Origin of the sequence: Lacrimispora sp. (assembly GCF_047605665.1) — a bacterium.
Lineage (GTDB): Bacteria > Bacillota > Clostridia > Lachnospirales > Lachnospiraceae > Lacrimispora.
In genome coordinates, this window is record NZ_JASGFH010000003.1 from 193,420 (window position 1) to 219,257 (window position 25,838).

General features: G+C 43.0%; 28 protein-coding genes. All 28 read right to left on the reverse strand.

From position 1 onward, the window contains the following. Positions 1 to 120: 120 nt before the first annotated feature. The 28 genes from mobP3 to cpaB all read right to left on the reverse strand — a co-directional run bounded on the left by mobP3 (position 121) and on the right by cpaB (position 25,831). Entirely contained in the window at positions 121 to 2,961 is a 2,841-nt protein-coding gene (mobP3, locus tag QM657_RS03515; protein ID WP_415065158.1) for a MobP3 family relaxase, read from the reverse strand. After that, positions 2,961 to 3,377, reverse strand: a complete 417-nt coding sequence (locus tag QM657_RS03520) for a hypothetical protein (RefSeq protein WP_415065159.1) — start codon at positions 3,375 to 3,377, stop codon at positions 2,961 to 2,963. The genes mobP3 and QM657_RS03520 overlap by 1 nt, the downstream gene beginning before the upstream one ends. A 383-nt stretch (positions 3,378 to 3,760) precedes the next feature. Then, a complete protein-coding gene (locus QM657_RS03525; RefSeq protein WP_415065160.1) occupies positions 3,761 to 4,375 on the reverse strand; it encodes a hypothetical protein in 615 nt (204 codons plus the stop codon). Beyond that, positions 4,375 to 4,635, reverse strand: a complete 261-nt coding sequence (locus QM657_RS03530) for a DUF6103 family protein (RefSeq protein WP_415065161.1) — start codon at positions 4,633 to 4,635, stop codon at positions 4,375 to 4,377. Before QM657_RS03530 ends, QM657_RS03525 begins: the two co-directional genes overlap by 1 nt. A 75-nt stretch (positions 4,636 to 4,710) precedes the next feature. Further along, positions 4,711 to 5,247 carry a hypothetical protein gene (locus QM657_RS03535; RefSeq protein ID WP_415065162.1) on the reverse strand — a complete coding sequence of 179 codons (537 nt, stop codon included), beginning with the start codon at positions 5,245 to 5,247 and terminating at the stop codon, positions 4,711 to 4,713. 139 nt (positions 5,248 to 5,386) lie between these two features. Next, on the reverse strand, positions 5,387 to 5,833 hold the full coding sequence (locus QM657_RS03540; protein ID WP_415065163.1) for a hypothetical protein: 447 nt from the start codon (positions 5,831 to 5,833) through the stop codon (positions 5,387 to 5,389). A 200-nt stretch (positions 5,834 to 6,033) separates the two neighbouring features. Beyond that, on the reverse strand, positions 6,034 to 7,161 hold the full coding sequence (locus tag QM657_RS03545) for a C40 family peptidase (protein WP_415065165.1): 1,128 nt from the start codon (positions 7,159 to 7,161) through the stop codon (positions 6,034 to 6,036). A 4-nt stretch (positions 7,162 to 7,165) separates the two neighbouring features. Next, complete coding sequence (locus tag QM657_RS03550; protein WP_415065167.1) at positions 7,166 to 7,300, reverse strand: hypothetical protein; 135 nt, start codon at positions 7,298 to 7,300, stop codon at positions 7,166 to 7,168. Beyond that, the gene (locus QM657_RS03555; protein ID WP_415065226.1) at positions 7,300 to 9,153 is read right to left on the reverse strand and encodes a VirB4 family type IV secretion system protein; all 1,854 of its coding nucleotides are present in this window, start codon (positions 9,151 to 9,153) and stop codon (positions 7,300 to 7,302) included. The genes QM657_RS03550 and QM657_RS03555 overlap by 1 nt, the downstream gene beginning before the upstream one ends. Beyond that, positions 9,122 to 9,703 (reverse strand): hypothetical protein, encoded by a 582-nt coding sequence (locus tag QM657_RS03560; RefSeq protein ID WP_415065168.1) that lies wholly within the window; start codon positions 9,701 to 9,703, stop codon positions 9,122 to 9,124. The genes QM657_RS03555 and QM657_RS03560 overlap by 32 nt, the downstream gene beginning before the upstream one ends. Then, positions 9,700 to 9,963 (reverse strand): hypothetical protein, encoded by a 264-nt coding sequence (locus QM657_RS03565; protein ID WP_313180819.1) that lies wholly within the window; start codon positions 9,961 to 9,963, stop codon positions 9,700 to 9,702. The genes QM657_RS03560 and QM657_RS03565 overlap by 4 nt, the downstream gene beginning before the upstream one ends. Then, positions 9,939 to 11,894, reverse strand: coding sequence for a DNA cytosine methyltransferase (locus tag QM657_RS03570; protein ID WP_415065227.1), 1,956 nt, complete (start codon positions 11,892 to 11,894; stop codon positions 9,939 to 9,941). Before QM657_RS03570 ends, QM657_RS03565 begins: the two co-directional genes overlap by 25 nt. A 150-nt stretch (positions 11,895 to 12,044) precedes the next feature. Beyond that, positions 12,045 to 13,133 carry a DUF4406 domain-containing protein gene (locus QM657_RS03575; RefSeq protein ID WP_415065169.1) on the reverse strand — a complete coding sequence of 363 codons (1,089 nt, stop codon included), beginning with the start codon at positions 13,131 to 13,133 and terminating at the stop codon, positions 12,045 to 12,047. Between the two features lie 13 nt (positions 13,134 to 13,146). Then, complete coding sequence (locus tag QM657_RS03580) at positions 13,147 to 14,052, reverse strand: conjugal transfer protein TrbL family protein (protein ID WP_415065170.1); 906 nt, start codon at positions 14,050 to 14,052, stop codon at positions 13,147 to 13,149. 132 nt (positions 14,053 to 14,184) lie between these two features. Next, the gene (locus tag QM657_RS03585) at positions 14,185 to 15,165 is read right to left on the reverse strand and encodes a hypothetical protein (RefSeq protein ID WP_415065171.1); all 981 of its coding nucleotides are present in this window, start codon (positions 15,163 to 15,165) and stop codon (positions 14,185 to 14,187) included. Between the two features lie 120 nt (positions 15,166 to 15,285). Beyond that, positions 15,286 to 16,068 (reverse strand): hypothetical protein, encoded by a 783-nt coding sequence (locus QM657_RS03590; protein ID WP_415065172.1) that lies wholly within the window; start codon positions 16,066 to 16,068, stop codon positions 15,286 to 15,288. Positions 16,069 to 16,072: 4 nt separating this feature from the next. Continuing rightward, complete coding sequence (locus QM657_RS03595) at positions 16,073 to 16,414, reverse strand: DUF3852 domain-containing protein (protein ID WP_415065173.1); 342 nt, start codon at positions 16,412 to 16,414, stop codon at positions 16,073 to 16,075. Between the two features lie 66 nt (positions 16,415 to 16,480). Continuing rightward, the gene (locus QM657_RS03600; RefSeq protein WP_415065174.1) at positions 16,481 to 16,951 is read right to left on the reverse strand and encodes a hypothetical protein; all 471 of its coding nucleotides are present in this window, start codon (positions 16,949 to 16,951) and stop codon (positions 16,481 to 16,483) included. 13 nt (positions 16,952 to 16,964) lie between these two features. Continuing rightward, positions 16,965 to 18,656, reverse strand: coding sequence for a hypothetical protein (locus QM657_RS03605; RefSeq protein WP_415065175.1), 1,692 nt, complete (start codon positions 18,654 to 18,656; stop codon positions 16,965 to 16,967). Positions 18,657 to 18,712: 56 nt separating this feature from the next. Beyond that, positions 18,713 to 19,306, reverse strand: coding sequence for a DUF6550 family protein (locus QM657_RS03610; protein WP_415065176.1), 594 nt, complete (start codon positions 19,304 to 19,306; stop codon positions 18,713 to 18,715). Positions 19,307 to 19,422: 116 nt separating this feature from the next. Then, complete coding sequence (locus QM657_RS03615) at positions 19,423 to 19,968, reverse strand: hypothetical protein (RefSeq protein WP_415065177.1); 546 nt, start codon at positions 19,966 to 19,968, stop codon at positions 19,423 to 19,425. Between the two features lie 8 nt (positions 19,969 to 19,976). After that, on the reverse strand, positions 19,977 to 20,372 hold the full coding sequence (locus QM657_RS03620; protein WP_415065228.1) for a DUF4320 family protein: 396 nt from the start codon (positions 20,370 to 20,372) through the stop codon (positions 19,977 to 19,979). A gap of 132 nt (positions 20,373 to 20,504) precedes the next feature. Beyond that, the gene (locus QM657_RS03625; RefSeq protein WP_415065179.1) at positions 20,505 to 20,876 is read right to left on the reverse strand and encodes a hypothetical protein; all 372 of its coding nucleotides are present in this window, start codon (positions 20,874 to 20,876) and stop codon (positions 20,505 to 20,507) included. 8 nt (positions 20,877 to 20,884) lie between these two features. Beyond that, positions 20,885 to 21,757 carry a secretion protein F gene (locus QM657_RS03630; protein WP_415065180.1) on the reverse strand — a complete coding sequence of 291 codons (873 nt, stop codon included), beginning with the start codon at positions 21,755 to 21,757 and terminating at the stop codon, positions 20,885 to 20,887. A 3-nt stretch (positions 21,758 to 21,760) separates the two neighbouring features. Further along, positions 21,761 to 22,690 carry a type II secretion system F family protein gene (locus QM657_RS03635; RefSeq protein WP_415065181.1) on the reverse strand — a complete coding sequence of 310 codons (930 nt, stop codon included), beginning with the start codon at positions 22,688 to 22,690 and terminating at the stop codon, positions 21,761 to 21,763. After that, positions 22,687 to 24,210 carry a type II/IV secretion system ATPase subunit gene (locus QM657_RS03640; RefSeq protein ID WP_415065182.1) on the reverse strand — a complete coding sequence of 508 codons (1,524 nt, stop codon included), beginning with the start codon at positions 24,208 to 24,210 and terminating at the stop codon, positions 22,687 to 22,689. Before QM657_RS03640 ends, QM657_RS03635 begins: the two co-directional genes overlap by 4 nt. Further along, positions 24,204 to 25,019 (reverse strand): ParA family protein, encoded by an 816-nt coding sequence (locus QM657_RS03645; protein WP_415065183.1) that lies wholly within the window; start codon positions 25,017 to 25,019, stop codon positions 24,204 to 24,206. The genes QM657_RS03640 and QM657_RS03645 overlap by 7 nt, the downstream gene beginning before the upstream one ends. Beyond that, entirely contained in the window at positions 25,019 to 25,831 is an 813-nt protein-coding gene (gene cpaB, locus QM657_RS03650) for a Flp pilus assembly protein CpaB (protein ID WP_415065184.1), read from the reverse strand. The genes QM657_RS03645 and cpaB overlap by 1 nt, the downstream gene beginning before the upstream one ends. Between the last annotated feature and the right edge of the window lie 7 nt (positions 25,832 to 25,838).

Genomic DNA, 25,838 nt, shown 5'->3' on the forward strand with positions numbered 1-25,838 from the left:
TCCAATTCTATAAAAAAGCCGGCCTTCTTAACGGACGACACATGTCTCTGAAGTGGCCTCTCTTTAATGGATAACTGATTAATTATCATTTTCTGTTTATTCATGAATATCCTCTTATTGTTATAATGACATTGTCTGCTCGTGATCACCTTGAGCGTGGCCGGCCGCACGCTTTTTATCATTTAATTTGAGGCGACGTTTTCGGTCAATTCTGGGATTGGTTGGTTTCAGCGGTGGAGTATGATCTGAAAAAATACGGCTCATGTGATGCAGGAGCCGTGTCCCCATAAGCATGATGGACGGCGCCCTGGAACCATATATACTGTCCATATGGTCAAGAAAAAACTGCGCATAAATATTGCCCTGTGCTGCTGAAAGTGTAAACCAATGAATGGCGGTATCCTTGTCCTCTGGTATATCTTTTCCAATCAAATACAGCTTACCAAGGACATACTGCGCATATTGATTTCCCTGTTCTGCAACGGAGTTCAGGTATTGCAGGGCTATCTGCACATTCTTAGGGACCTCCTGGCCCATGAGATAAAGCTTGCCCAATCGGTACTGGGCAAACTGATTTTCCTTTCCGGCAGATTTTTTTAGGTACTCCACTGCTTTCCGGACATCTTTTAGAACCTCCTCCCCTTTTAGATAAAGAACACCAAGTGCATATTCAGCATATTGATTTTTTCTGTCCGCAGCGAAAGTCAGCCAATGGACAGCGGACTCCACATCCTTCAGTACGCCTTCTCCTCCAAGGTATAACTTTCCAAGCCGGTATGCAGCGAATTCATTGTCCTGTTCTGCTGATATGGTATAGAGCCGCATCGCCTCCGCAACATTCTGTGGAACGTGCCGCCCCTTTTCATAAAGGTTTCCAAGAAAATATGCAGCATAGGGATTCTCAGTATCCACTTCTTTCCTAAGATAGCCGAGAGCTTTCTCCACTTCCTCAGGTTGTGATTCTTCATCCGAAAGGATAAGCTTCGCAAGCTGATAACTTGCATATAGATTTCCCACAGATGCAGCCTTTTCAAAATATTCCCTCGCCCGGACTTTATCTTTTTCGGTACCTACACCATTTAGTAACATCCAACCAAGACGGTACTGGAGTTTATCATCATGTCCCCGTTCTTCCAAAGACACAAAACCCAGAAAGGCATCTTTGAAACGGCGGTCAGAATCCTTCTGATTTTTCATACAGCCTATTCCATCACGCAGCATTTTTCCAAGTTCAAAGCTAGCATAGGGAAATTTCTGATCTGCCGAGCGTGTATAGAGAACGAAGGCAGTTTCATAATCTTGCTCTACACCTTTTCCATGGTAATATAAACCGCCAAGAGAATATTGCGCATATCTATAATTCTCATCTGCAGACAGGGTTAGCCAATCTACCGCCTGCAGATAATTCTGTTCTGTGCCAAGCCCGGCAGCATACATTTTGCCAATGCGGTATTCTGTATACTTCCACGGTTTTTCGTCTTCGGCGGCATGAAAAACAGCAAGGGCTTTTTCATACAAAAGATAGGCTTCATCAGCATCAGCTTCGCAGCCAAGGCCATCAGCGGACATTCGCCCAAGGTCATACAAAGCAATAGGATTATCCGCCTTTGCTTCTGCCAGAAAGAGTTCACGGGCTTTTTCAAAGTCCTGTGGGATTTCATTATCCTCATCGCCATACAAATATTGTTTCGCCTGTATATAGTTGTCCGTCCACCATGAATCAGATGATTCCTCATTGGTAACGCCCTGGTCCTCCTCCATACCAGAGAAGGGCATGTCCAGATCATTCTCCGGCTCTGGCAGATCTGTTTCTGTGTCTTCCGGCTCTTCAAAGGTCATACTTCCAATCAGCATGATTTCCTGAATGACTATATTACGGATAGACTTGAAATCCTCACATTGAGAAAGAGACAGCGGTTCGGACGGTGTTTCAGTGTAGATGGATTCGATCCTGCCTCTGATCTCCCACCACAGACGATAAGCTTCAGCAACACGGCTGTCCTTTGCCAGTTCATCTACGATTTCATCTACCATATTCTTCACATTTGCCTTAAGATAACCGTATTTCTTTTTACCACCGACTGTTTGTAAACGTTCAGCAAGATTTGTGATGAGTTGCTCCATGTGGTCGTTCTGCAATACACCGCTTTTCATCTGACCGACCAATTCTCTCAAGGATTTTCCAGCCTGTTCTTTTAGGTCATCCCTTCGTTGGAACTTTTCACCGTAGAGAGGAATAAGTTCCTGACGGAAAATCTCATTTGCCAGTGAGGATTTCATTTTCCTAATACCCTGTTTCGTTAAGTATCCCTCTCCTGGGTCAGTGCTGTAGCAGATCATATGCACATGGGGATGATGAGACTCATTATGAAAAGCCGCATACCATTTCAGATGATCTGGATGTATTTTCAGATTATCCGCAATCTCCAATGCTTTGGAGGAAAGAATTGCCTTCCATGCAAGCGCATTGTCATAGCCCACATGGGCAGCATCCTCTCTTCGCAGGGAAATAATCGGTATCCACACATTTCCGGGATACGCCGACAGCTCATCCGCAATCTGATTTAAGATCAGTGGCTCATCACCACTATGAAACAAACCGTGGTTATCAAACTTTTCGACTCGGGGACGATTGGCGATATAGTCCAGATATTTTTCCCGGTCACCGATTTTATCAAGATGCTGTTCCAGTGCAATAGTGATAAACTCTGAAGCATTTTCCCGGTTAGGGAAAGCGAGATAATCTTCATATTCAAACAGTTCCTTGGTGTCAGGGAACTCCTCGAGAATTTCTTTGATAAGAGCCTGCTGATTTTTCGTGGCATGCCAAAGTTCACGTCCGCTCTTTATTTTCTCCACCCCATCGCGAGTAGCGATATACTTGACCAGGTTATTTAAATGAGCAGCAGCTTTCTCACTGCCTCCCTTGAGGTAACCGTTTTTTATAATAATTCGTGCCATTATTCTTCATCATCCGCTCTACTCTGAAAGTCCACGGCATCATCCAGACGGATTTTACCTCTGGTCCTTTTCACCTCAGCAACACATCGTCCACGTAACCTGTGCAGTTCCTCATCTGTGATATTAAGCGTGGTTGCCAACAAATGCATCATCATACTGATTTCCACCGATAATCGAAAAAGGTTGGCTGCCACCCGATTCTCAGTTTTCTGCATCGTCCCCTCAACAGCCGAGAGCAGTGCTTTGGAAAGATAGGACGTGATATCCTCCGTTCCAAGGTAACCCATATAAAAGCAGAGTGCCTTTTCTATGAATTCGCTGCGGGTCCTGCAATTGTCTTTTTCTAACCAGCCATCCATCCGATCCATCGTTTCAGGATATAGCCAGACAGCGGTTCTTTCTTTTTTGTTTTTCATGCGATATCCTCCTAATGCATAACGTCTACCCCGGAGGTGACCGTTAGAAAGCCTTTATTTTCCCGCAAATCTCCTGATTCCGACCACCCAGGCTGTGACAAACCTTTAATCCGACCACCTCATGGGAAAGTGCCAAAAACGCCCAGCACTGCTGGGCGAAGTGGGAGGAGGGCGGTCGCTTGCGACCACCCTCCTTTCTCCTGCTTGTTTTTCGACCGTAGAAAAATCCTGGTTTTCCCTATACTTTAATTTCAATCCGGTTTCCAAACGTCCTTCACAAAACCCTCACAACTGGTTTTTATCTGCATTGTGGGTAAATCTGCCACCTGGCATCACAAAAGCCCACACGGTGGCAAACTGGGTGCAACAGTGGGGACAAGGGTTCATCCCACCGTAAGCATCTGCCCAGGGCACTGTTCCTGCAAAAGTTCATCGCAATACTCCTCCAGAGATTTCCCATTCTGCTGTTGGCAGTATTCATCCATTTTCGCATGGAGTATTTCTTTTTCTGCATCATTTAGCATGTAGCTGAGAGATTCTTCTCCTCCATCGCCATGGTGCAATACAATGTCCAGTGTGTTGCAGACCTCTCTGAACACAGTGTCAAAGCTGGCATACACATTCAGCCAGTCATCATTTTCAACCGTTTCTACGTTTGTACCAAATACCGTATCTACACTAAAATCAGTATTGATGTAGAAGTTAAGAGCCCCCATTTCTCTCATGATTTCATCACTGAAAGAAATATCATTTTCATTGAGACGTTTGCCAGATACCACCTCTCTGGTGCCATGTCTCTTTTGCTGGTCCAGGACTTCCGCATCCAACCACTGACGAATATTCATCTGTTCAGCCACCGGAACATGATCAGAATAAAGTTCTATCAGATGCTCTTGCATAACCGTCTCAATATCTGTTCCCTGTTCTTCCAACACTCGCTCCAGTGCCTCCCACTTATAACGGTTAAGCTGAAGTTTTACAGAGTTATATTCACTCATCAGGTTCTCTCCTGTTGCTGACCGGATTCTGTTATCTGATTTTTTTCTTTCTGTTTTTTAGGAGAAGAGGTTGACAAAACTTCGTTATCTGAACTTTCATCAATGTATTCCCGCACATTAGCCGGGACATATTTTTCATAAAGACGCTGGAGATAATCGCATAACTCCTGCTCCAGATCTGCCTCCCGTTTCTGCATGTAGCGTTTTACTGCACGGAGTTTTTCCGTTTCCATCTGTATGGTAACAGATTCTTTTTTCATCTTGAGACTCCTCCTTTTCAAGGTTTTATTGAAAAGTTTCTTAAAAATCCATCCTCTTTCATCATGTTTAAACACTTAAAGTTGCAAATTCATTCCAGACATTTGTTCATTATCCTGCTCAGGCTTTAGGGTGATGACTTCACAAATACGTTCAAGTTCAGCTGCAAAAGCATTTTTATTAAGATATGGGTACCTGGTATTTTTATTTCGCAAAGCACCGGAGTAAGCTGAGATGATGTCATCCAAAGGCCCACAAAGATTTATCAACCTGGTTCCCAGCCACATTTTAACTGAAAGACGATTACTATCATAATCAAGAATAAACTGACGTTCCTCCGTACTTTGTTCTGAGAATTGCTGAAGCTGTTCCAAATATAGCCCAGGTTCCAACGGCTGAAACAGACGATAATAACCGCTCGGACAAAACGGAAACCTCTCTTTTGAGTACAGGACCAGCCGTTCTGCATTGCTGCCGAGGAGTGATGGGACCCTCTCCTTTGCAGTATGAACCTCCTCTAGCAGGGAAAGAAGTCCTATCAGACTCCCGAAGTTTTCTGTTTGATAATATGACGTTCTTGCATTTGAGATAATAGCATAAATGCTGCGTGACATATTGAATCTCCTCTTTGTCCATATTGTTTTACTGTTTATAACTTTTGGTTCCTTTGTCCTTCACGGGACTTTTGTGCCATATCGTAGCATGAAAAGACCCCGTCTAAAATAGACGGGGCCAGATTTCATTTTTGAAAATTCATCTCTTAACCCATTCTTGAAGATCCCAATATTCACTAAGGAAGTGGGCTGTTTTCACTAGATGATCTCTTTCTTCAGCATCATTGGTGCGGGCCGTTGTTTCAAAAAGGCTCCAGATTACTTGCAGGATCTCATCTCCATACATTCCTTGAAGCACCTTTTCTTTTGGAAGGCTGCATGGTGCATACTCACCTGTTTCCGCACCACGTTGCATGTTTTCCCGTTCAGTACGAACAATTTTCTGAGCTTCATCAAGATGCTCTTGTGGAAGTCCCCATGCTTTTGTAATGATGGGGAGTGCCTGATCCAGAAGGGAAACCACCCTCTCTTCTTCGTCTTTGCCCACTAGCTGGATGTAATCAACCCTGGCTATCATCAATGTTTCAAGAAGCTTTTCTGGTTCCAGCGAAGCGGTTTGGGGCATGTTCAGTTTCGTATCTGTCATATAATCTCCTCCTTTTCTTGAACCGGTTTTCCGGTGCGCAACCACACAATAAACTAATTTCTCTCTGAAATCAAGCTAAATATTCAGAAATTTCAAAACAGTTATTTCTCCTGTGAAAAATATTTAAAACTCCTTCCCTTATCCAATATGCGAAATAAAGATATTGGCATAGAAATACTTCTTGAATACCCACATGATCCTTAGCCCCCACTCCGGAGTGCATATAACTTTTCTGATTTTGCATAGGGCCTTCCGTACAGAACCTGTTTTCCAGAATCAAATATATCCCGGTGAACAACCTTTCCTTTTGAGGATGAAGCGTCAACTACCTTACCATTCCCAGCATAGATTCCCACATGCGTGATATTTAAATATCTACCGTTTGGTTTGTAGCTCCAAAATACCAAATCACCAGGAGCAAGGTTTGATTTGGAAATTGTCAGCCCATGATCAACACAGTATCTCCCCTGCTCTGCTGCTGTTCCAGGAAGGCTGATACCCAGTTTTCTATACACCCACTGAACAAGATAGCTGCAGTCGGTATAACTTCCCTGCCCTCGCCGTTCTTGGGAATATGGATCACCCAACCGGGAAAGGACAAGTCGTACCGCTTCTGTACCCGTTTCACCAGATGGCAAATCAGAAAAGAAATCATTAAGCTGATCTGGGTTCCAATCCTCCCACATGGTAGAATCATCATTTTCGTTTGGTGCTCCAGTGCCATACAAGGCACGATAATAGATTTCGTTGGCATTGGCCTGGCTCTCATAAGTGATGCCTCTGCCAAATACCTTATTGATGTTATTATAGATAGTAGGCAGGGAGGTAATAGGAACGGCCACCATATAGGTTTCTTCCGAAGTTGTTCCGTCACCATTATCTATGGTGCGGGCATGCTCCTCATAGGTCACAAAGCTGTCCACATATTTTTGATATTCTACTTGAGAAGGGGAATCAGTTCCGAAGAACAGAGAATAAAAAATAGCCTTGACCATGTACTCGTCAAGGCTGTCACCGTCTTCCATTTGTGCATTTACTGTCGCCATGGTTCCATCTATGAGGCTAAAGCTATGCCGCATATCCACGATATACTCCTGATAATTCGCGGGCATACTTGCGGAAATGTCTCCTGTATGAAAACTCATATCTACTGCCGCATTGTTATGATTTGCCGTGCCGGATAGCAGAGAACAGACCAACACAATAACAAGAATGAACGGTGAAAGAACTGCTGCAATAATCCAGCCTGTGAATTTTCGGATGCGTTCATTTGAGAGTGCAACTGCGGCAGCTTTTGCGATTGCTATCAAGGTTCCTGGATCAGCCATCTTATCACCACCATTTCCAGCTATTAAACCCAACCGGACTCTCATATTCTGGTTCTTGATTGTTTCCCATATCTTCAATGATACCCGCTTTGTTTTTCTTCTGTATTTGAAGTCTGTTTATAGCATTTCCTCCCTTCATTATCTTCCACCTGCCTTTCCGAATAGTTTCTCCTTATATGCAGGGGCTTGAACCACAAGATTATATCTTTCTATGCCACATTTGTAGAGACATACGCCACGTTGAGGAAATCGAATCAAGTTATATTCGCTTTCCTCAAGCTGTAGGGAATCAATATAAAACTGCTTGTCTATATTGCCAGCATTGAATAAAAAGACATGAGTCGGAATAGAAAACAGCGGTTTGGTTAGTTCCCTGATTCCTTCAATGTTGAAGTCCTCTAAGTTCTGGGATGCTAAAATAACAGCTGAGTCCTTCTTACGAACCCGCTTCATGAAGTTTCTAATATACTCAATTGCAGTTAAATTGGATAGGAACAGATATAACTCATCGATGCTGGCAACGGTGTTTCCTTCCGTCAGCAGTTTGTCGCTCATGAAAGAAAGTACATTGAACAGCAGGGCATTCTTAACGTTACGGCTGGCCTGCAAAAGACCCTTGACACCAAACACAATAAAACGGTCAGAAGTTACGTTGGTATGACCATTGAAGAACTGGCTCTCTGCGCCCTTGCACATGGAGTGCAGCCCCAATAAAATTTCCTGCAGAAGTTCCTGAGGATAAAGCTGGTATCTGGACTTATCATAACCTTTGAACTCATCTTCAATAAGCGCATATAGATCAGAGAGAATCGGATAGTCTGTTGCTTCCATCGTCTTAAAATCAGTGCCATCACTGATGCCAAACTTTTCATATAACTTACCCAACATGATCTCAATTGCATCAATATGACGGTCAGAAAAGTCTTTATAGCACCGGAAAAAATCCTTGAGAAAGCTGATATGCTGGCTGAGTTTAGTTGACTGACGAAATGCAAGGGGTGCGTCCTCATCACCTGGACTGCCTCCCTCATCCCATGTTTTCGGCTCTAATGGATTGATACGGTACTGGCCACTCATCAAGTCAATGAAACAGCCACCAAGGTTTTCTGCAAGGTCGATATACTCGTGTTCGGGATCTAATCCGATTACGCTTTTCCCCGATTCCAGTACATTACATAAAATGAGTTTTAAGAGGTGGCTCTTGCCTTGTCCACTGTTTCCCAGTATGAGGATATTAGCATTTGTCTTATCATCATCACGCTTATCAAAATCAACAATGATATTGCTGCCAAATTTGTCACGGCCAAGGCAGAATCCCTTGGCATCTGTTTTGCCGCTATAGTTGAAAGGATACAGATTTGCTACAGAACTTGCCGGAAGCACACGCTCAAACTGGCTGCCAAACACATTCCTCCCTGCAGGACCTACCGATAAAAAACCCTCTTGCTGTCTCAGGATCAGGCGATCCACGTTAAGTTTTGAGCGAACCAGTTCAGTCAGTACATCAGTCTGGAGCAGCTTTAACATATCCATATCTTGTGCTGTCAATTCAATGAACACAGCACAGTGAATGAGCGGTTCTCGGTTCCTATGCATGGATGACACCAGTGTTACTACATCCTGCAAGTTACTTTCCGCAGTGACTGTCTGTTGAAGATCATTGGTACTGTTTCTGTCCATACGGTTTTTGTTGGCAGCATTATGAATGATTTTTCTCTCTTCTGCTGCAGTCACCTGTCTGGTATAGATTCGGAGGGTCACTCCATCTTTTTCTCCGAGATGACGCAGAATAGCCTGTTCTGAGGTATTGGTTGGGTATTCTCTGAGCGCCCATACGCATCGAAATGTGTTGCCGCATATAAAGTGATCCGTATTGAATTTGATGATACCCGGTGTAATCATGTCGAGAAAATCCTTGTTCCTCACACATTCCGCCTCAGGTATTCCATTTTTTTTGGCTTTACTCCCCAAAAATAACCCACCTTTCTCCATCATAATCTTCGTATTTCTCTGTAGTCACGTTCTGCTCATAGTAAACTCCAAGCAGGCGTTTGATATCTGCTTCTCCTGCTTTTTTAGCTGTAAATCCCTGGTCCCTAAGACTCTTCTCAATGCGGGAAAGGTACGGCTGGACATCGGATTCCTTTTCATTGTTCAGGCGGATAATAATTAAAAATTCTCTCGCTGTAGCCATCTGTACCTGCATACGGTCCAGAGCAGTCATATCCTGCTCTAACAGCTTGCAAATTGCAGGATTCTGCTCTTTATCCATTCGGCTTCTTAAGTTAGACTTTACCTCTTCAAAGTTTTCTTTTGAATTCAAACAAAGCATCTCAATCTCGGCAATCCCTTTTAATACATTCATAAGAGCATATATCCTTGCACTGATGCTGCTGTCAGATAGTACACTGATATTGGTAGGTTTGATCATAAAAAACACCAACTCTCCATATCCAGTCACCAAACTGTGAAAGGTGATATCCGTAATGCCTATGAGTTGGCGGGTAGAATTTTTTTCATTCTGTTTCCTTTTTCTGTTCATTCCTTTGACCTCCATTCATAGGTCTGCTGTTTAAAAACAAAAAATGCTGCCGCATTATGAATAAAATCAAGGATATTGATGTCCTCAATGCGTATCGTTAAAAATGCGTAGAGAGCTGTGATAACAGAGGGGAACAAAATATAAAACTGGGCCAGGGCGAATACAGAAAATAAAAGTCCTACGCCAATAATACCAATGTCACGCAGATCCCAGAGCCACAACGTGGCTTTTGCTGTTAGATTGTCCGGGTAGATATACATGATGGCAACTCCTCCTGTTCTTCATAACTTTTCCGTAAAAAATAAGCGATACCCCGGAGGACAAAGTCCACACATGGTATCGCCACACTATTTCCAAGCGCCTTGTATCTTGCGCTGTCTGATGCACCTGGAATCAGAGTCCAGCCGTCAGGAAAACCCTGCAGACGTTCACACTCCAAAGGAGTAAGCCTGCGAATGAGGTTCCTGCCTTCTACAATACACTTGTCCTCTGATACAAATTGATTATTGATTCCCTTGTGATCACTGTAACCAATAGTTCCAACTGTTTCCTGGTATGGCTGGCATACAAGATCAGTTGCATCTTTATACTGCCTTGCACTCTGTGTCGCTACCACACCATTCTCAGAAAATTCATCGCTCCGCTGACGGCTGAATATCATATGCCCTTCACTAGTTTCATTGGTCCTATTAATATCCATTTGGCTGCAGTCTGAGCAAGTGTCTGCTGATTGTACTGTATCTATTTCATTTGAACAATGAAAAAACGCAGCAGAATTGCCCACCAAAGGAACATTATTGCCCCCGGTGCCATAAGTTGATGTCACGGTTGGCGCTACATTTAGTGGTCCGGTATATCTGCAGTCTTTAGCATGGTTATCGAACAATACTGGCTGATTTTCCATGACTAATGGCTGATGCCCATGTTCCTGGGCACGAAGTGTACCAGTAATTTCTTCGGTACAATGCATCTGATTTCCGCCCTGATCGTTGAGACAGATTACCGATGGAACTGCTTTGGCAGGTGCATGTTCTCCCTTCTCAGAGGTAAAAACATTGTTTTTCTGAATATTCTCTCCATCCAAACAATTTGGCTGGGCTATAAGAGGAGGATGTCCTCCCATACCTGCACGGAGCGTAGGAGTTACTTCTTCTGTAATATCCATTCGTTCTCCGCCATGATCATTCAGGCATATAAGCGAATCTGTTATAAAAGTCTGCATCTGCATATTTCGGGTTGCCAGTAAAGCGCCAGACACTCCATCCAGATTGATTACCTCATCTCTCTGGTTAATATGAAATGCATTAATTTTCTCAGCCTCTGCCACAAATGTCTGTTGCTTCATTCCGGGTTGAGCCTGTATTGCTCCCGCAATGTCATGTAAATTACGAACTTCATCGCGTTGACTTGCAGCAAATGCTAATAATACATTTTCATCTGTCTGTATATCACACGAAGTCAGACAAGTCCAGCCTGTATCAGTAGTGCTTCCTTGAGTTGAGGCGGCAGGTCCTTGCCCCTGACTTCGGCTCTCCGCAATATTCCTAAACAGGCTGTCCTGCTTAAATAATATTTCTGGGGCGGTGAGTCCTGCAAAATCTGCGACAAGGAAGATACGACGGCGGCGCTGGGCGACTCCCCAGTATTGAGCGTCCAATACTCTCCAAGCCAGGCTGAATTCATTTCCCAAAATGGCAGCCCCAGCAGATTCCCAGCGCCCGGACTGAGGTCGAGGCACATGACAGGTACTGTCCTTAATGCGGATGATCTCCTCGATAACCGCCCGGAAATCTTCGCCTTCTGCGGAGCTGAATGCTCCGGGCACGTTTTCCCAAACGAGGTATCGAGGTCGAACAAGGTGATCTGGTATGTCTCGTTTTTCATCTGCTTTCCTCATTTCCCTTATTATACGGATTTGATCCATGAAAAGACCAGAGCGTTCTCCAGCAAGCCCGGCACGTTTCCCGGCTACAGACAAATCCTGACAGGGAGATCCGCCACAAATGACATCCACAGGTGGCAGGTCCGCTCCATTCAACTTCGTAATATCCCCAACATGGATCATATCTGGAAATCTTATTTTCGTCACTTCAATAGGAAAAGTCTCAATTTCACTTGCCCATATAGGTACGATGCCATTGTGGATCGCCGCCAGAGGAAATCCTCCGATCCCATCAAAAAGACTTCCCAGATTTAGTTTTAGATTTTTTTAAATGTACAGTTACTCATTAAAGCAGGAACAGAATTCTTTTCTCGTTCATTTCTTGCTTTTTTCATATTTAATTTTCCTTTCTATTTTGTTGTCACATTTTATTTTATAGGGTCTAACCGAGTGTTATTTTTAAATGGAACCATTCATGTTAAATGTGTTCTGATTCCTTTGAAGATAATCCTTTTCAATTTGAATCTTTCCTCCCCTTACTACCTGTGCCTCTTTCCCCTCAGCCTGAAGCCATGTGAGATATTCCAGATCTGCATTTTTCTTGATTGATTCGGGAAGCCACGCTACTGGTAATGAAAAAGCATAATTATTTAAATGCTTTGTTTCCTGTTCAATGGTATATTCCAAAGTTTTATATATCATAGGGAGCCAGGGACGGGCATCTTCTGGAATCTCCTGATCAAATGGTGTCATATAAAGCATGACGTCCTCATACCTTTCCCAACTGTCACTCCCGTCTTCATTCCAGGTAGAATCCGCCGAAGAAATGATCACACATTCATCATTACAGCTGATCCATACACATTTATCAAGTTCAGGAAGATAAAACTGCACTGTGCCAACCATACAATGTCCACCAGTATCACCATATATCTGACTTTTGACTTCAAACGTATTGGGCGTAAAAGATGGAATCATGACCAACTTTTGAATTGTTTCCAGATGAATATAGCTCTCTGATGCATAATCAGCAGGATAAGCCAGGCACTGAAATTCAGCAACTGGGGAAGCATTCAGGCATAGATTGCGTATATCCTTGGCTTTGATCTCAGCGTCATTCTGTGACTGAAAAATCAAAATATGGTTACCCTCACATAAAAAGCCAGATTGTCCTGCAAGGGGGCTGTCGGTTCGGGACCTTGCCCATATCGCATAGGCACCTTTCGTTATGCCGCAGATCTGATTTGCAGAAACATAACAGATTGGAATGCCAAGTTGTTTTGCCAAATTAATTTCTACCTGCATACCAAAGCTGATAATATCACCACAGACCCACAATTCATCACATTTTGCAAGTATCGTAAGTCCCATATCAATCCCAAGCTGACGCTGCTCCGGTATACTTTCACTTAAAATTGTCGGATATAGCAGATGAGGAGCAAAAAAAGCGTGTCCCTGTTCCAATACATATCTACATGCTTTCCTGGCAAACTCCGTATTCTTTTCAATATCTCCTGCATAAGGAGATGCCACGTAAATTAATTTCATAAGCCCTTCCTTTCTACTTCGGCGCAAACGCCTGTATCACCGTCCGGGTGGTATTAACAGCAGTTTGGGCAGAATAAACGGCAGACATCAGATTGGCTTTTGTACTTGTATCCATTCCAAAAGCCCCAGCAACTCTGGGAACCTCTACGGAAGAAAGCATTAGGCCAAGTCCAATCAGGGCCTGAGTTCTGAGGATCATAAGTCCGGCAGCAAGAATGGTAGCCTGCAAAAATGTAGTAAGGCACAGGCCAATGATCTGCTTGCACCACTGGGTAAATCCGTCAATATAACCACGGGGAATGGAGAACATGTACAAACTGCCTACGGCAATCTGGATCATCAATATACCTCCCCGCTTGAGATTGGCAAAGAAGACTTTTATCACTGCATAACCCATCATTACAATTATAAAAAGCATCATAATCGGATTTGTAATAGAAGACAGCCCTCCAAAAATGCCAGCACTTATCACACTACTAAGTTCTGACCAACTGCCAAGATCTGAAATAATATTTTTAGCAAGCTCTCCAAAGCCGCTTCGGTACCCAGTGATCCCCGTCGTTAATCTACTTTGAAGGTTGATGGATAGCTTGAACAGTTCTACCGGTACAACAGTAAATAGGGATACAGCCATAAAACCCTTAATAGCATTTATGGCAGCGTCTTTTACGTTTCCTCTGCCATACTGGTACTCAATGCCAGTTTCAAACACTGACACCACAAGTCCGGTTACATATAAGGACCAGGCCAGATAAGAAAAGAACAGGATGATGGACTCTATCCATTTTATTGAAAACAGCTCCACGCCCATATTCCCCATTAAGGCAAAAAAATCAGAAAGAAATCCAACTAGCTGTCCATAGAACCATTCGATCATCTGATCCATAAATGTACTAAGAACAAAATCCCAAATGAACAAGAGATAAACCTCCTTTCTCACAATGCAAATAGACAGGCGGATAGAAAGACCGCCTGTCTATGTTCAAAAGAAACTTTCAAGTTTTAGTTTTAAATCATCCGAATAATGCCATATAAATATCGTGGTTGTAAATCAACCTAATTCCGGACCACGCTGTCTTATTTCCGGTTCACCTGCTGTCCTTACAATACCGTAGTTCGTATCTTCAAAGCCCAGTTCTTCAATTAATTCCTCATAATCAAGATTATCAGGATTATGATTCCTGTAAAGATTAGCTACCTCACCCAGTTCCTCTCCATAATAAAATTCATAATTATCCAGTTTTTCAGCTAATACAGAAGCCTTTTTTATGTCTACATAGCTTTCATAGTTTAAAATAGCCTTGTATTTGCCAAGATCCCGGATCACATCATATTCTTTCATAGCCCGTGCCAGTTCATTAATTTCATCAAAAGTATATGGCATACCTTCACAATACTCCTCTGCCAGAAATTCATCGATGACGCCATATATGGCCCCCGTTTCAAGATCATAATATGATTTAACTCCCAGCTGTTTGGCAGCAGACTCCAGATCACTCTCACTGGCAGGGCAGTTTATCCATATACCATCTTCTTCCCCCAGTTCTTCAGTGTCACTGTCCACGATGAGTTGAATCCGAAAATACGGTTCATCATCACCCAGAAGCACAGCCCGGTCCGACATAGATATCCCATCATACACCACATTTTCTGACAGAAGTAGATATGCCGTGTTGATGATTTCCACAATAGTGGCATCCGGTTTTTCTGAAATGTCCTTCTCCAAACAGATACGCGTTTGTGAAGACATACGCTGTATCTGCTCTCCCAGACAATTTAATTCCATGATAGATGGAGGATGATCTTTATTTTCAATGATTCCGGCCAGAGCCTCCTGTAAACTGTCTGCAGCTACACGAATATAACTTGTTGCAAGGTGACTATAATTACCACTTCCATAGGGAATCTGGCACCAATTAAGATTTTCTAACATCTCGTACTTATTACATGGATATATGGCTGAGGATTGCTGTCCAGTCCTGTTATTCTGTATAGTCAAACGCATAAACCATGGCTTTTCTTTGTTATTCATTTTCCTCTCCTATATTCAAATATCTATATCCATAAACTTCACTGATTATCTGCCATTATTTTTCATTCCTTAACTCATCTTTTGTTCCTTTCTCATAATCTGCACTCCAAATCCCCTTACTCAATACTGGTTTAAGGTTGGCGAAATATCCTCAGACTGATCATTCATTTGCCGCAGTTCCTGCAAATCAAAGAATGTATATACTTCATCAGCTGAACCACCGTTGTTAATGAATTCGACCAGATCTGTTTTCAAATCGTATCCGAGCAGATCATAAGCTCCCATGAATATACCAACTTCAGCTAAATTACGAATATCCTGAAACCTTCCTCCCATGCTCAAATAGTCTGCGGCGTGAACAATTTCATTTGGGAGTACAATACTTTGGCTGGCATACAAGATACAGGCAATATGGTTGCCATATTGATGATTCACTTTCCTAAATGCATCACATATCTCCTGGACCATTTCAGCAGGAGAAACCTCATACTCTTCATTTAATTCATAAGAAATCCGCATCCATTCTCCGACTTGTCCCTTTTCTCCCTGTAATTCTTCTTCAAGAGCAGAAAGCAGGCGGATGCACTCTGGCATATCCGATGCATTACGGGCTTTATTTGAAGCTATTCTTCTCTGTTCATCATCTTGTGATGGCGCAATGAGTTCCATTTCTTCCTCCGGCTCCAAACCATACTCATTGCGTTCAATATTCCGGACAGATAAAATCAACGCCGGATCTTTCGCGACTGTTTTATAGCGCCAGCCATTAATACCAAGCACATTGAAATTTTTCTGGATATCCGTTAAATATTGTTCTGAATCGGTATACTGCATAACTTCATTATTCTCAAAATAAGTTATTTCTCCAATAATTGGGAGCATACTGCTATCCTTTTTTTCCATATTATCACATCCCCAAAATTGTCCAAACATAAAGAGGTGCAGTTAAGGTGAACACAAGGCAGGCAAATAGGATGGATGGCGCCGCCCACTCAAACTGCCCGTGCTTGCGATAATCGAAATACGCCGTGCCCAACTTTGCAAAGAAAAATACTGCCAGAATTAAATCAATAGCGGGGAATACAACGTTGTTAACAACTGTCTTTATCTGTGCGGAAGCATCCTTCCATGTGCTTTCAATGGCTCCGGCTACATTTCCTGTTCCTGATGCAAATACAGGAGTAATAAGCATCAGGGAGGCCATAATGATCATGCCCACGGCAAATATAATCTTTTTATATTTCTTCATAAAGTCCGCCTTTCTTCCATAGAAAAAGCCATAGGACTATACCCACGGCTCCATTTCTTTTCTGCTTTATAGTTTCATAGTCATATCCATATCCGAAGTTTGTTCTGATAAAAATAAAGATACTTCAATGACCTGCGGATACTGACAAAATTTTAGATCACCTCGAAACCCTTTCTTCAGACTACTAAATTCCTTGGCTTCCGCAAGTATTTCATGGGAACTGTCAGGAGACATCTCCTGATTCCACTTTACCCAGTCTCCATTTTGATACCGCTGTTCCAGCTTTAAAATAACATAATCTTCTGGAACAAAAGCAGGATACTTGCGTAATATCCCCTGGGCATCAACATATGGATTCCCCTCCTTCATGATGGTCATTTCCATAAGCCGTAAGGTGTCTTCCAGTGAGGTACAGAACCAACATTCCCGATCATGGAAACAACTTATTCGGTCATCTTTTAAAATACTATCCAGTCTGTCTTTTTGTGTATAATGATAAAGACAGCCTTTTGGTGCCGGAATATATTCATACGCCATCTCATTATCTCCTTTATGGTTTCTGGGGACTTATATGCCAATCCTGCCATAAATTCCCCCGGATGTTGAGGCTGTCTGTAAGATTAGCTGACAACATTCCTTCTGGAGTCCACGCATCTATAAGCCAAGTATTGACTGTATAAGCCCCATCTGGCATCCAAATCGGTGAGAAATGTGTACGGTTTTTATATGCGGAATAATAATTCTTTTGAAACTCAAACCGTCCGGAACCCATGCGCTCTAGCAATCTCCAATAAGTTTTGTAACCAAATTCCGGAAAATAACTGACTGCATTCTGAGGCTGAGTAACCGCTGAACTCTGATTGGAACTGACACTTCCAGTTACCGTTTGATTAATCCCATAGCCGGATTTCATGGTTCTGCCACTTGATGTGGGGTTTTTGTTGTCACATTTAATACTCATGCCGGACGAAAGGTTAGCCTGGTACGAATCCAGATCAAATTCCCACCACCCATGATCACACCAATATCCATCATCGTCCTCATCATCGCCATCATGCCAGACCCAGTATTCATGCCACCAGGGGCGCCATACAGTCCAACTTGCAAAGGATTTTACTGTCCTGTTAGGAACAGAAGCAGGAGAAAAACTGTCGTTCCGGTCATCGGCAACCGGATTGGGCGGAGTATTTTTTCCCAAATTCACAATCTTCGCATGAATGGTCCCCTTCTCCGTTCTGCCGGGACCGGATACTGAAACAGTAATAGTCACATTCTGTTCAGTGGCAGGAGTAGTCCATTTTACCCATACAATCTGACTGTCACCGTCTGGATAATAGACATTATCTACTTGATAGCTTCGGCCACCAATATGAAATTTAACTCGTGTTGGATGATCGGGATCGGACTGTCCACCACTGACTCTGACCGCAGAAATGACTTCTATGTTGACCCGGTACTCATAATCATAACTGATAATTTCCGGAGATTCTGTTTCTCTTTCCTTAAACCGGATGATACCAAGTCCCAATGCCGATTTAATTTCCTGATTTGATCGGATTCCTGTTCTTGGCCCATCCCAGGCCGGATAACCCAAATCTGGAGTTTCCAAGAACATCGCTAAGGGAAGATTTTGAAAACCAACATTTGGAAGCATGGATCGCAAACCACCGTTTGTTATTTCATCATAAAGGGCTGCCTCTGTGGCTGTCATTCCAAAAAACAAACCCTCATAAGTTATATATGCCACTGGTTCAATCAAGAGTTTGTAATCTCCATTAATAAGAATATCAAAGTCCATTCCAACAGAACTGGCAATCACACGGATGACCTGTTCATCAGTAAAATAACTTTTTATTTCTTCTATATTACTGGCACCAAGACTCTTGCTGCTAATAATCCGGGGTAAAGCCTGAGCCGGATTAATATAATGATAAGGCGAAGAATTAAAGGTTAACACTGCACCATTTTTATATTGCAGCTTGGAAACCTTACCAAAGTGAACTAAACCGGATGGCTTTTTATTCGTTATATCAATTGGTTCTGTTACTACCGCTAAATCACGTTCTCTTACTACCGTAACACGAACTCCTTCATTTCCCGGAGTCCATTTATTGGAACTGTTTCCTGTACTTAAGCCACCACCGCCATTATTAATATTTCCTTCTCCAACTGCAAAGACATTCTGACAAGGAAACACTGATATCATAATAACCAATAAAAGTACATGGAATAAACGTTTCATGAATCTCCTCCAATCAAAAAAGCACAGACATTTCGCCTGTGCCTTGCCTGTATCATTTAGTCCATGATACCAATCTTATTTCCATTTTCATACATGTCTTCAGCTGTCACACCGTAAGCAGCTGCAGTTTCTTCCACCCAACCGAAGCCCGGAACATAGATACCTCCTGCCCCCGTTTCTCCACCTTGTGGCTCGCTGCTTTGAGCGGATTCTGCAGTTTTCGTTTCCGGTACCTCTTCCACCCTGGGGGCTTCAGTCGGAACCATAACCTCTTCATGTTTCACCGGTTCCGAGTCAGCCACAGTTTCTCCATTCGGTTTCTGGTTTGGATTTGTTGTCTTTTCTCTTGGCGGTTCTGCCGGTTTTGTTGCCTCCGTCTGTATTTCCTGCACCACCTGGTCACTCTGTAACGGTAAAGTTTCTGTCTCTTTTTTTGTTTCACTGCTCTCTGCGATAACTGCAGCAACTGTTTTTTCTATTTCTGAACTGGGAACAACCTCGATTTCTGCTTCAGATGAAGTCAGTGTCTCCGTTGCTTCTACCTCAGATACAGGCTTGCGAAATTGACTACTTATCAATGAAAAAAGCAAGAGGATTGCTGCCACTCCACCAGCAATAATAGCTCTTTTCTTCCTGTAATTCATATTCATAAACATCCCTCCTTAGAGCACTTGACAATTATTAAATCACGATAACCTTTCTTATTCATCACCCTACCACAATTATCTCTCAAAGTCTACTTTCATTTTAAACACGGATCAAAAAATTAAAATTTAGGAGTATAACCGGCACTGGTTTTAATTCTGATCTGCATAGGCGGAAGAAGTTTTGTTCCAAAAGATACAGGAACCTCCAGCATTATTGTACTGTCTACCTTAAAACGTTCCGCTGACCTATCACCAGAGGCAAATGGTGCATTGTACATATCTACCTCCAGATTCCATATCTTGAATTCCAGTTTTCCCCCTGATGTACGTTTTTCATGATATCCCCCCCTACTACTCAGACCAAGGATACTATCTATCTGCTCATAAATATCCCCATAATCCAGTGATTCCTCAAAGTCTCCTGCCATCGGCTGATAGGCTCCTGAATATCCTTCTCTCACGCTATGATATACGTCATCATAATTATCATTGACGGCAGAAATAACTGCATCCTGCATGGCATCCCTCACTCCCTGGGCAATGATCATCAATCGGAAATATTCCGAAATGCCACTAAAAATAAGAGTCAGTGCAAGGGTCACAGCAACAATCAGAGGAAAAGACGAGCCACATTTATCGGTAAGCAATCGTTTTATTTTCTTCACATCATCACCTACTTCCAGTAAACTTCTGATTTTCCTACAGCTTTGGCTTTTAGTGTAATTGGAAACGATCCAAATCCGGAAAATAGTCCGATGTTGGTCTGATAGGTAACCGTTACCGTAACTTCCTCATTTAAGTGGATCTTACCGGTGTCAGACCAGGATATGGTGGGACTGAGTCCGGTTTTTTCCCTTAAAAGCTGCTCACGGCGGCTGGTTTCTGTACCAACACGCCCCGATATTTCTGCTTCGCGCATTAACTCCGAAGCAAACGTATCAATTTGCTGCTTTATGATATAAACAGGGAATACACGGACAGCAAGAGCAATGACCAACATGGTACAAAGCACCAGTATCGCAACATCAATGTACCCCTCACCTCGCCGGTTTTTTAAAATTCGCTTCATCACATGTTTTTCCTGCAATCCGTCACAAAGCAAAGTTTGGTGCTTATTTTTCATAGAAAATCCTCCTGAATCAATATGGAAAGATCTATGAGTTCATCATTTTCTCTCCTCACTTCATTTTCTGGAGCTGTTTCAACACAAGATTACGTTCTGCCCTTCACGCAAGTCCGAATCTTCAGCCATTTTATAATCCTCCCAGATTGAAGGGTTTTTGCTTATAAACCACAATACATGAATCAATTCATCGCTTAAGTCAGTGTTATTAAAAGCTAACCATCCGTCCCTTACTACTTCCAGAGGATTTTCGAACCGAAGCAAATACCCCATATCATCAGAGGAGGCGATATCCGGTAAAATATTATAAAGTGTTTTTACAGCAGCAATCTCCTCTGCATCAGACACCAATTCTTCCGCATCCTGAGTCAACCAGTCCCGCAGGAAATTTTCATAATTATCCCGGATTTTCTTTACAAACCTTTCTTTTAAATTCTGATCCTGCATCATGCCGCCTCCTAAAACATCCCGCCGAGAGAATTGACAATTTCAAAAACAATGATTGACATATAAGTTAGTAAGAAGCACATCAACATGGCAAAGGAGAATACACGAATTTTAGAAGGTATTTTCATCGCCTGAGCCTTGAGTCGTTGGAGTTCCAGCTGTTTCATGTCATGGGTAAGCATTTGAAAATATACACTTCCGTCATCTCCCCGTAATATACCAATTAGTCCCCTGGTAATGTCTGAAAGCATAGGAGAATTGATCCTCGCCTCAAACCTGGTCAGTGCTGCTTCATAACTGGAAGAACGCATGTCCGCAGTAAGGATATCCAACTCACCAGCAAAATCCTCCCCGGCATTTTTCTTGAAATTTTCTAACATGGACAATACATCCCGGCTAGCTTTTAACTCCTGGGTAATAGTTGCTACAAATCTGGGAAGCTCCTGTTCAATCTTTCCCCGTTTGGCCTGAAGTGTCTCGTCCGCTTTTCTGACCTCCTTAAAATATACAAGGACTGCCAGAAATACAATGACGGGTGACAGAAGCGGAAGAATCATCAGGGTTGGAAATGCACCAAGTCCGACAACCCCGGCTTTTGCTAATGCCGAGGCTGTGAACAGTTCCGGTGTCATCTGAATTCCTGCCGCTGACAGCACATTATTCATACGCCTCTTCTTGTACTCATCAATCTGAATATATTTTGATATTTTAACCGCTGCTGAATGAAGCAGGGTATCGGATATTTTAGACTTTCCTTTTGCCTGCTTCCCCGCCTCCATCATAGCTTTTTGAGTAGCGAGTTTCGGCAGGCAAAAAATATCGGCGGCAATAAAAAAGAATCCTGCACTAAGAAGGACTCCGAATAAAATCATATAAGCAATCATCCTCTACCTCCGGTATTCGATGGGCTGGGTTAACTTGATAACAAATGCTGTGGAAATAAAAATTACAGCTGCACAAACAGTCAGGATCACCTGCCCCAGTGGAGTATGCATCAGAGTGTGATACCAGTCCTGGTTCAAAAAATACAATAGTGGAATGTTACCTATCACAAGAATCTGCATAATAATAAATTCTTTTCTTGGTTCAAAGACCATATTTTCCAACTCGCCATTAACGATCCGCATATCACTGAGTTTACTGACAATAGGTGTTAAGGTGGATTTTAAACTACGGTCATGCTGGCAGGAAATAAGAGCATCACACCACTCTTTGAAAACTGGATTTTCTATTTTACGTTTTAAGTCGTGAAGAGCCGATATAATATCTGGGTCCACCAATTTTACTCTGGAAGCAAAACTCTGAAAAACAGACAGGACTGGCGGATTTAGGTATGCCACGTTTTCCTCCACGGCAGTGAGAATATCTTCATTCCTGAGATATGCCGTAGTTATAATAGACAGCGCGGTTTCCAATTCAGAGGCAATATTTCTTTTGAAGTGGCTCGCTGTAAGCCTTACCCACCAGAACGGCAGCATCAGAAATCCTGCTGCCATCACAGGCATAAGAAAAAAATTTGAGATCATAACGGCAATCGAAGCACCCGCTGCAAACAGCAGTAAAGCTGTCGCACATATAACGGGAAACCGTCTCTCCCTGTCAGTAACTTTGAGGATTGCCTGCACCTCCTGTATCTCCCTGCGCAGATACGAAGGACGCTGCCTATGAGTCACTTCCTCGATCTCATCTCTCAAGGATTTTGGCTTATCAGCAAGCCGGGCAAACAATGAATTGGTGAATTCCATGGGTGAAATACCAAATAAAATAAATAAACCTGTAATCATCCCGATACAGGCAAACAGTAACATGCTTGTCATGCAACCTCTTCCTCCTTTCTCTGGATCTGATTCAGGATAGTCTGAGGCATTCCATTTTCCAGGAATCGCTTGGCCAGGCTGTCAGAAATTACATTTACCTGTTCATGATGGCCTTCTATAATAAAATTGCTTCCCTCTACACGGTTTTCACTGATAATATACTGGAACAGCGGACGGAAATTTCTCCTTCCATCTGGGAGAATTTCACATTCCTGAATATCCATCAGACGACGATTCTTGTTTTCGAGCTGCTTGCAGAACACGACAATGGGGTATGCCTCAGTAACGTAATCCATAAGGGTCTGATCTGACATATCTACAGCACGTTTACACAGAGACACCATCCGCCGATAGGTACCATCATTGGAATTGGAGTGGATGGTGGTCAGCACTGCCACTCCGGTCCGGGCAGCCTCCTGAGCGGCATTTGCCTCTGCACCACGCATTTCACCCACCACAATAATGTCTGGGTTAAAGCGGAGTGCATAGTCTAAAAGGTCAGTCTGGTCAATGCACTGACGGTCATTGTCGCTGTCACGGGTCAGGGTATGGATGACGGAATTAACTACTTTCCCATCTTTTTCCCGCACCAGGTCCAGTTCACGGGAACCATTTTCAATGGTGTATATTCGTTTATTATCCGGGATGGTGGTCAGCAACCATCCTGCCAGTGTGGTTTTGCCAGAACTGGTTGCTCCTGCTACACACACCGGTATGCCATAACGGAGGCAAAAGGATAAAAAGTCCAGCATGGGTTCTGTTGCCGTTCCACTCCTGACAAAATCCTCTTTTTTCATACTCTGGGGATTTACGATACGAATTGATGCCGATACCCCCACATCCTCATCCACAACAGGACTTTTCAGTGCAGCAATACGGATATTTTTGCTTAAGTGTCCCAACACCGCAGGACTGGCATTATCCAGTACCATACCACTAACATGAAGCATCCTGCGTATGACATTAACTGCATGTTCCGGACTGTCAAAATGCTCATCCAGCTTTACGTTACGTCCATCACTGTACTGTACCTCTATATCACGCCAGGAATTAATATCAATCTCTTCTATCCCTGTTCCAAAGATATATTTTGTGAGGAATCCGTATTCCGCCATTTCGGTGTAGAGAGCATCCATCAGCATTTCCTCACTCATGCCCTGTACAACAATGCGTTTATCCTGAATGTAATTTTTGATATAACGCTTTATTTGCATTTTGGCATCTGCACTGGTTCCGGTGAGCAGGGTACTGTAATTGGACGTAATATATTTCTGTACCTCAGCAAGCACAGTAGAAAAGTCCTTCCCTTCAGCTTCCGGAGTGAAAAACAGGAAATGGGCTCCGCTGTCTGATGAGAAAGAAACAGCTTTTTCTGCCGTATCATGAGGGCTTTCTGATTGTTCTGTATTCTCTGTGTTTTTTTTACATGCCTCTTTTTCCTCTATATAAAAAGATGAGTCAGGGACTTCCTCCATGGTATTTTCTTTAAACAACGAATGACTTCTTTTCTTTCCTAACATCCAAACACCTCTTTTGCTATTTTCTCAATCTCTTTACGAAACTGACGACTGTCTTTCAAGGATAAATCCGCAAGCAGGTTTCCTGCCAAATACTGCTCCTCCAGTTCAAAAGAATGAGGTACCGTAAACGACACAGATCCCAGTGCCTGTCCAACCTGCTCTCCCGCCTGCTGCGGCTTTACATTAGCTGCTACCTTATACTGCTTATCCGCATCCCATTTACTGTCACGAAGCAGAGGAAGCTGACTGGAAAGATAGCTGACCGATTTTAAATCCGCATTGGCAAGACGCAGGACATTGTCTGCTTCCAAAAGAGCCACAGCAGATAAAATATCATTAGCAATATAGCTTCCACAATCGACCACGATAAAAGGAGCCACTTCACGTAGTCCGTAAAGCAGCTCCTTTGCCTGTACTTCAGAGTAAGGGGGATAGCTATATTCATTTTCACCTTTTTTCATGCCCAGCAGAGTGAGATGGCTGTGCCGTTTCAGCGTAACCAGATTGTGTTTAATGAGCAGTTCAGACACATGGGCCGCTGCCAGGATACTGCCCAGTGAATGTTCACTCTGTAGTTCAGATGGCGGGCAGATACAGGGCATCATAGGTGCTGTCATATCACAAAGGAGAAGCACCACGTTATGCTTTTTATCCGCCAGATATTTTGCCAGTTTTACAGCTGTCACAGTCTTTCCTGAACCGGGTGATCCCCAGACAGCCAGCATGCCCCCCTGTATCTCCTGATCCTGATATTCCTCAGCCCCAGTTTTGTGCTTGAAAAAAATACTGTTTTTCTTAAAATTCAGCATTACTGTCCTCCATCCTCCACGGGCTGTTCTACATCAGGCAGCGGAGTAGTCTGTTCGTTGGTTTCCTCCTCCTGATGCACGGGAGGATACAATGCAGCAATCATCTTGTCCTGTGCCTCTAAAAATTTTACAGAATTGGCTGATGTGCCACGATAAACAAGAGACAGATGGAGTTTTCCATCTGCCTCCAGTTCTGCGAGAACCTTGCTCTGCTCCGGATTTACTAATAATGTTACAGTGGAGGGTAGTTCACGGTCATCGTTCTCTGCAGGGGCTTCTCCTGTATTAGCGTCATAACCAGACGAAGCAGTCACCCCAATGACCTCCACATACTTCAGTTCAGGAGGAATGACGGTGGCCCCCTGTTTCCGGTAATCTGCAGCTATAACTGATACAATATCACCGCTTTGGAGTTTTCCGGATAAGCCGCTGGCAAAATTTTTAATGGTTACTGATATAGCCTGCATTGTCCCATCAAGGTTATATAGGTAGGAATTTTCGGCTGAGGGCTTATCTGCAATCTTAGATATCAGGATATAGTCTCCAGGAACCATATCAAAAGATGCATATTTCCCAATGATGCTCTCGGTATCCCTGATTACGTCTTCCGGCAGATTGTATCCGCCGACCTCTGCGGATTTTATCATGTCTTTTGTAATCTCATCTCCCTTATTAATTTCCTTTGCAACTCTCACAATCTCCACCTTCTGGCTCACACTTTTGTTAAAGAGCGGGGTTACTGCAAAACAGATAATCAGGGATAAAAGAATACAAATAATCCCCATCACAGTTCTGTTCCTCATAATTCTCATATGAAAT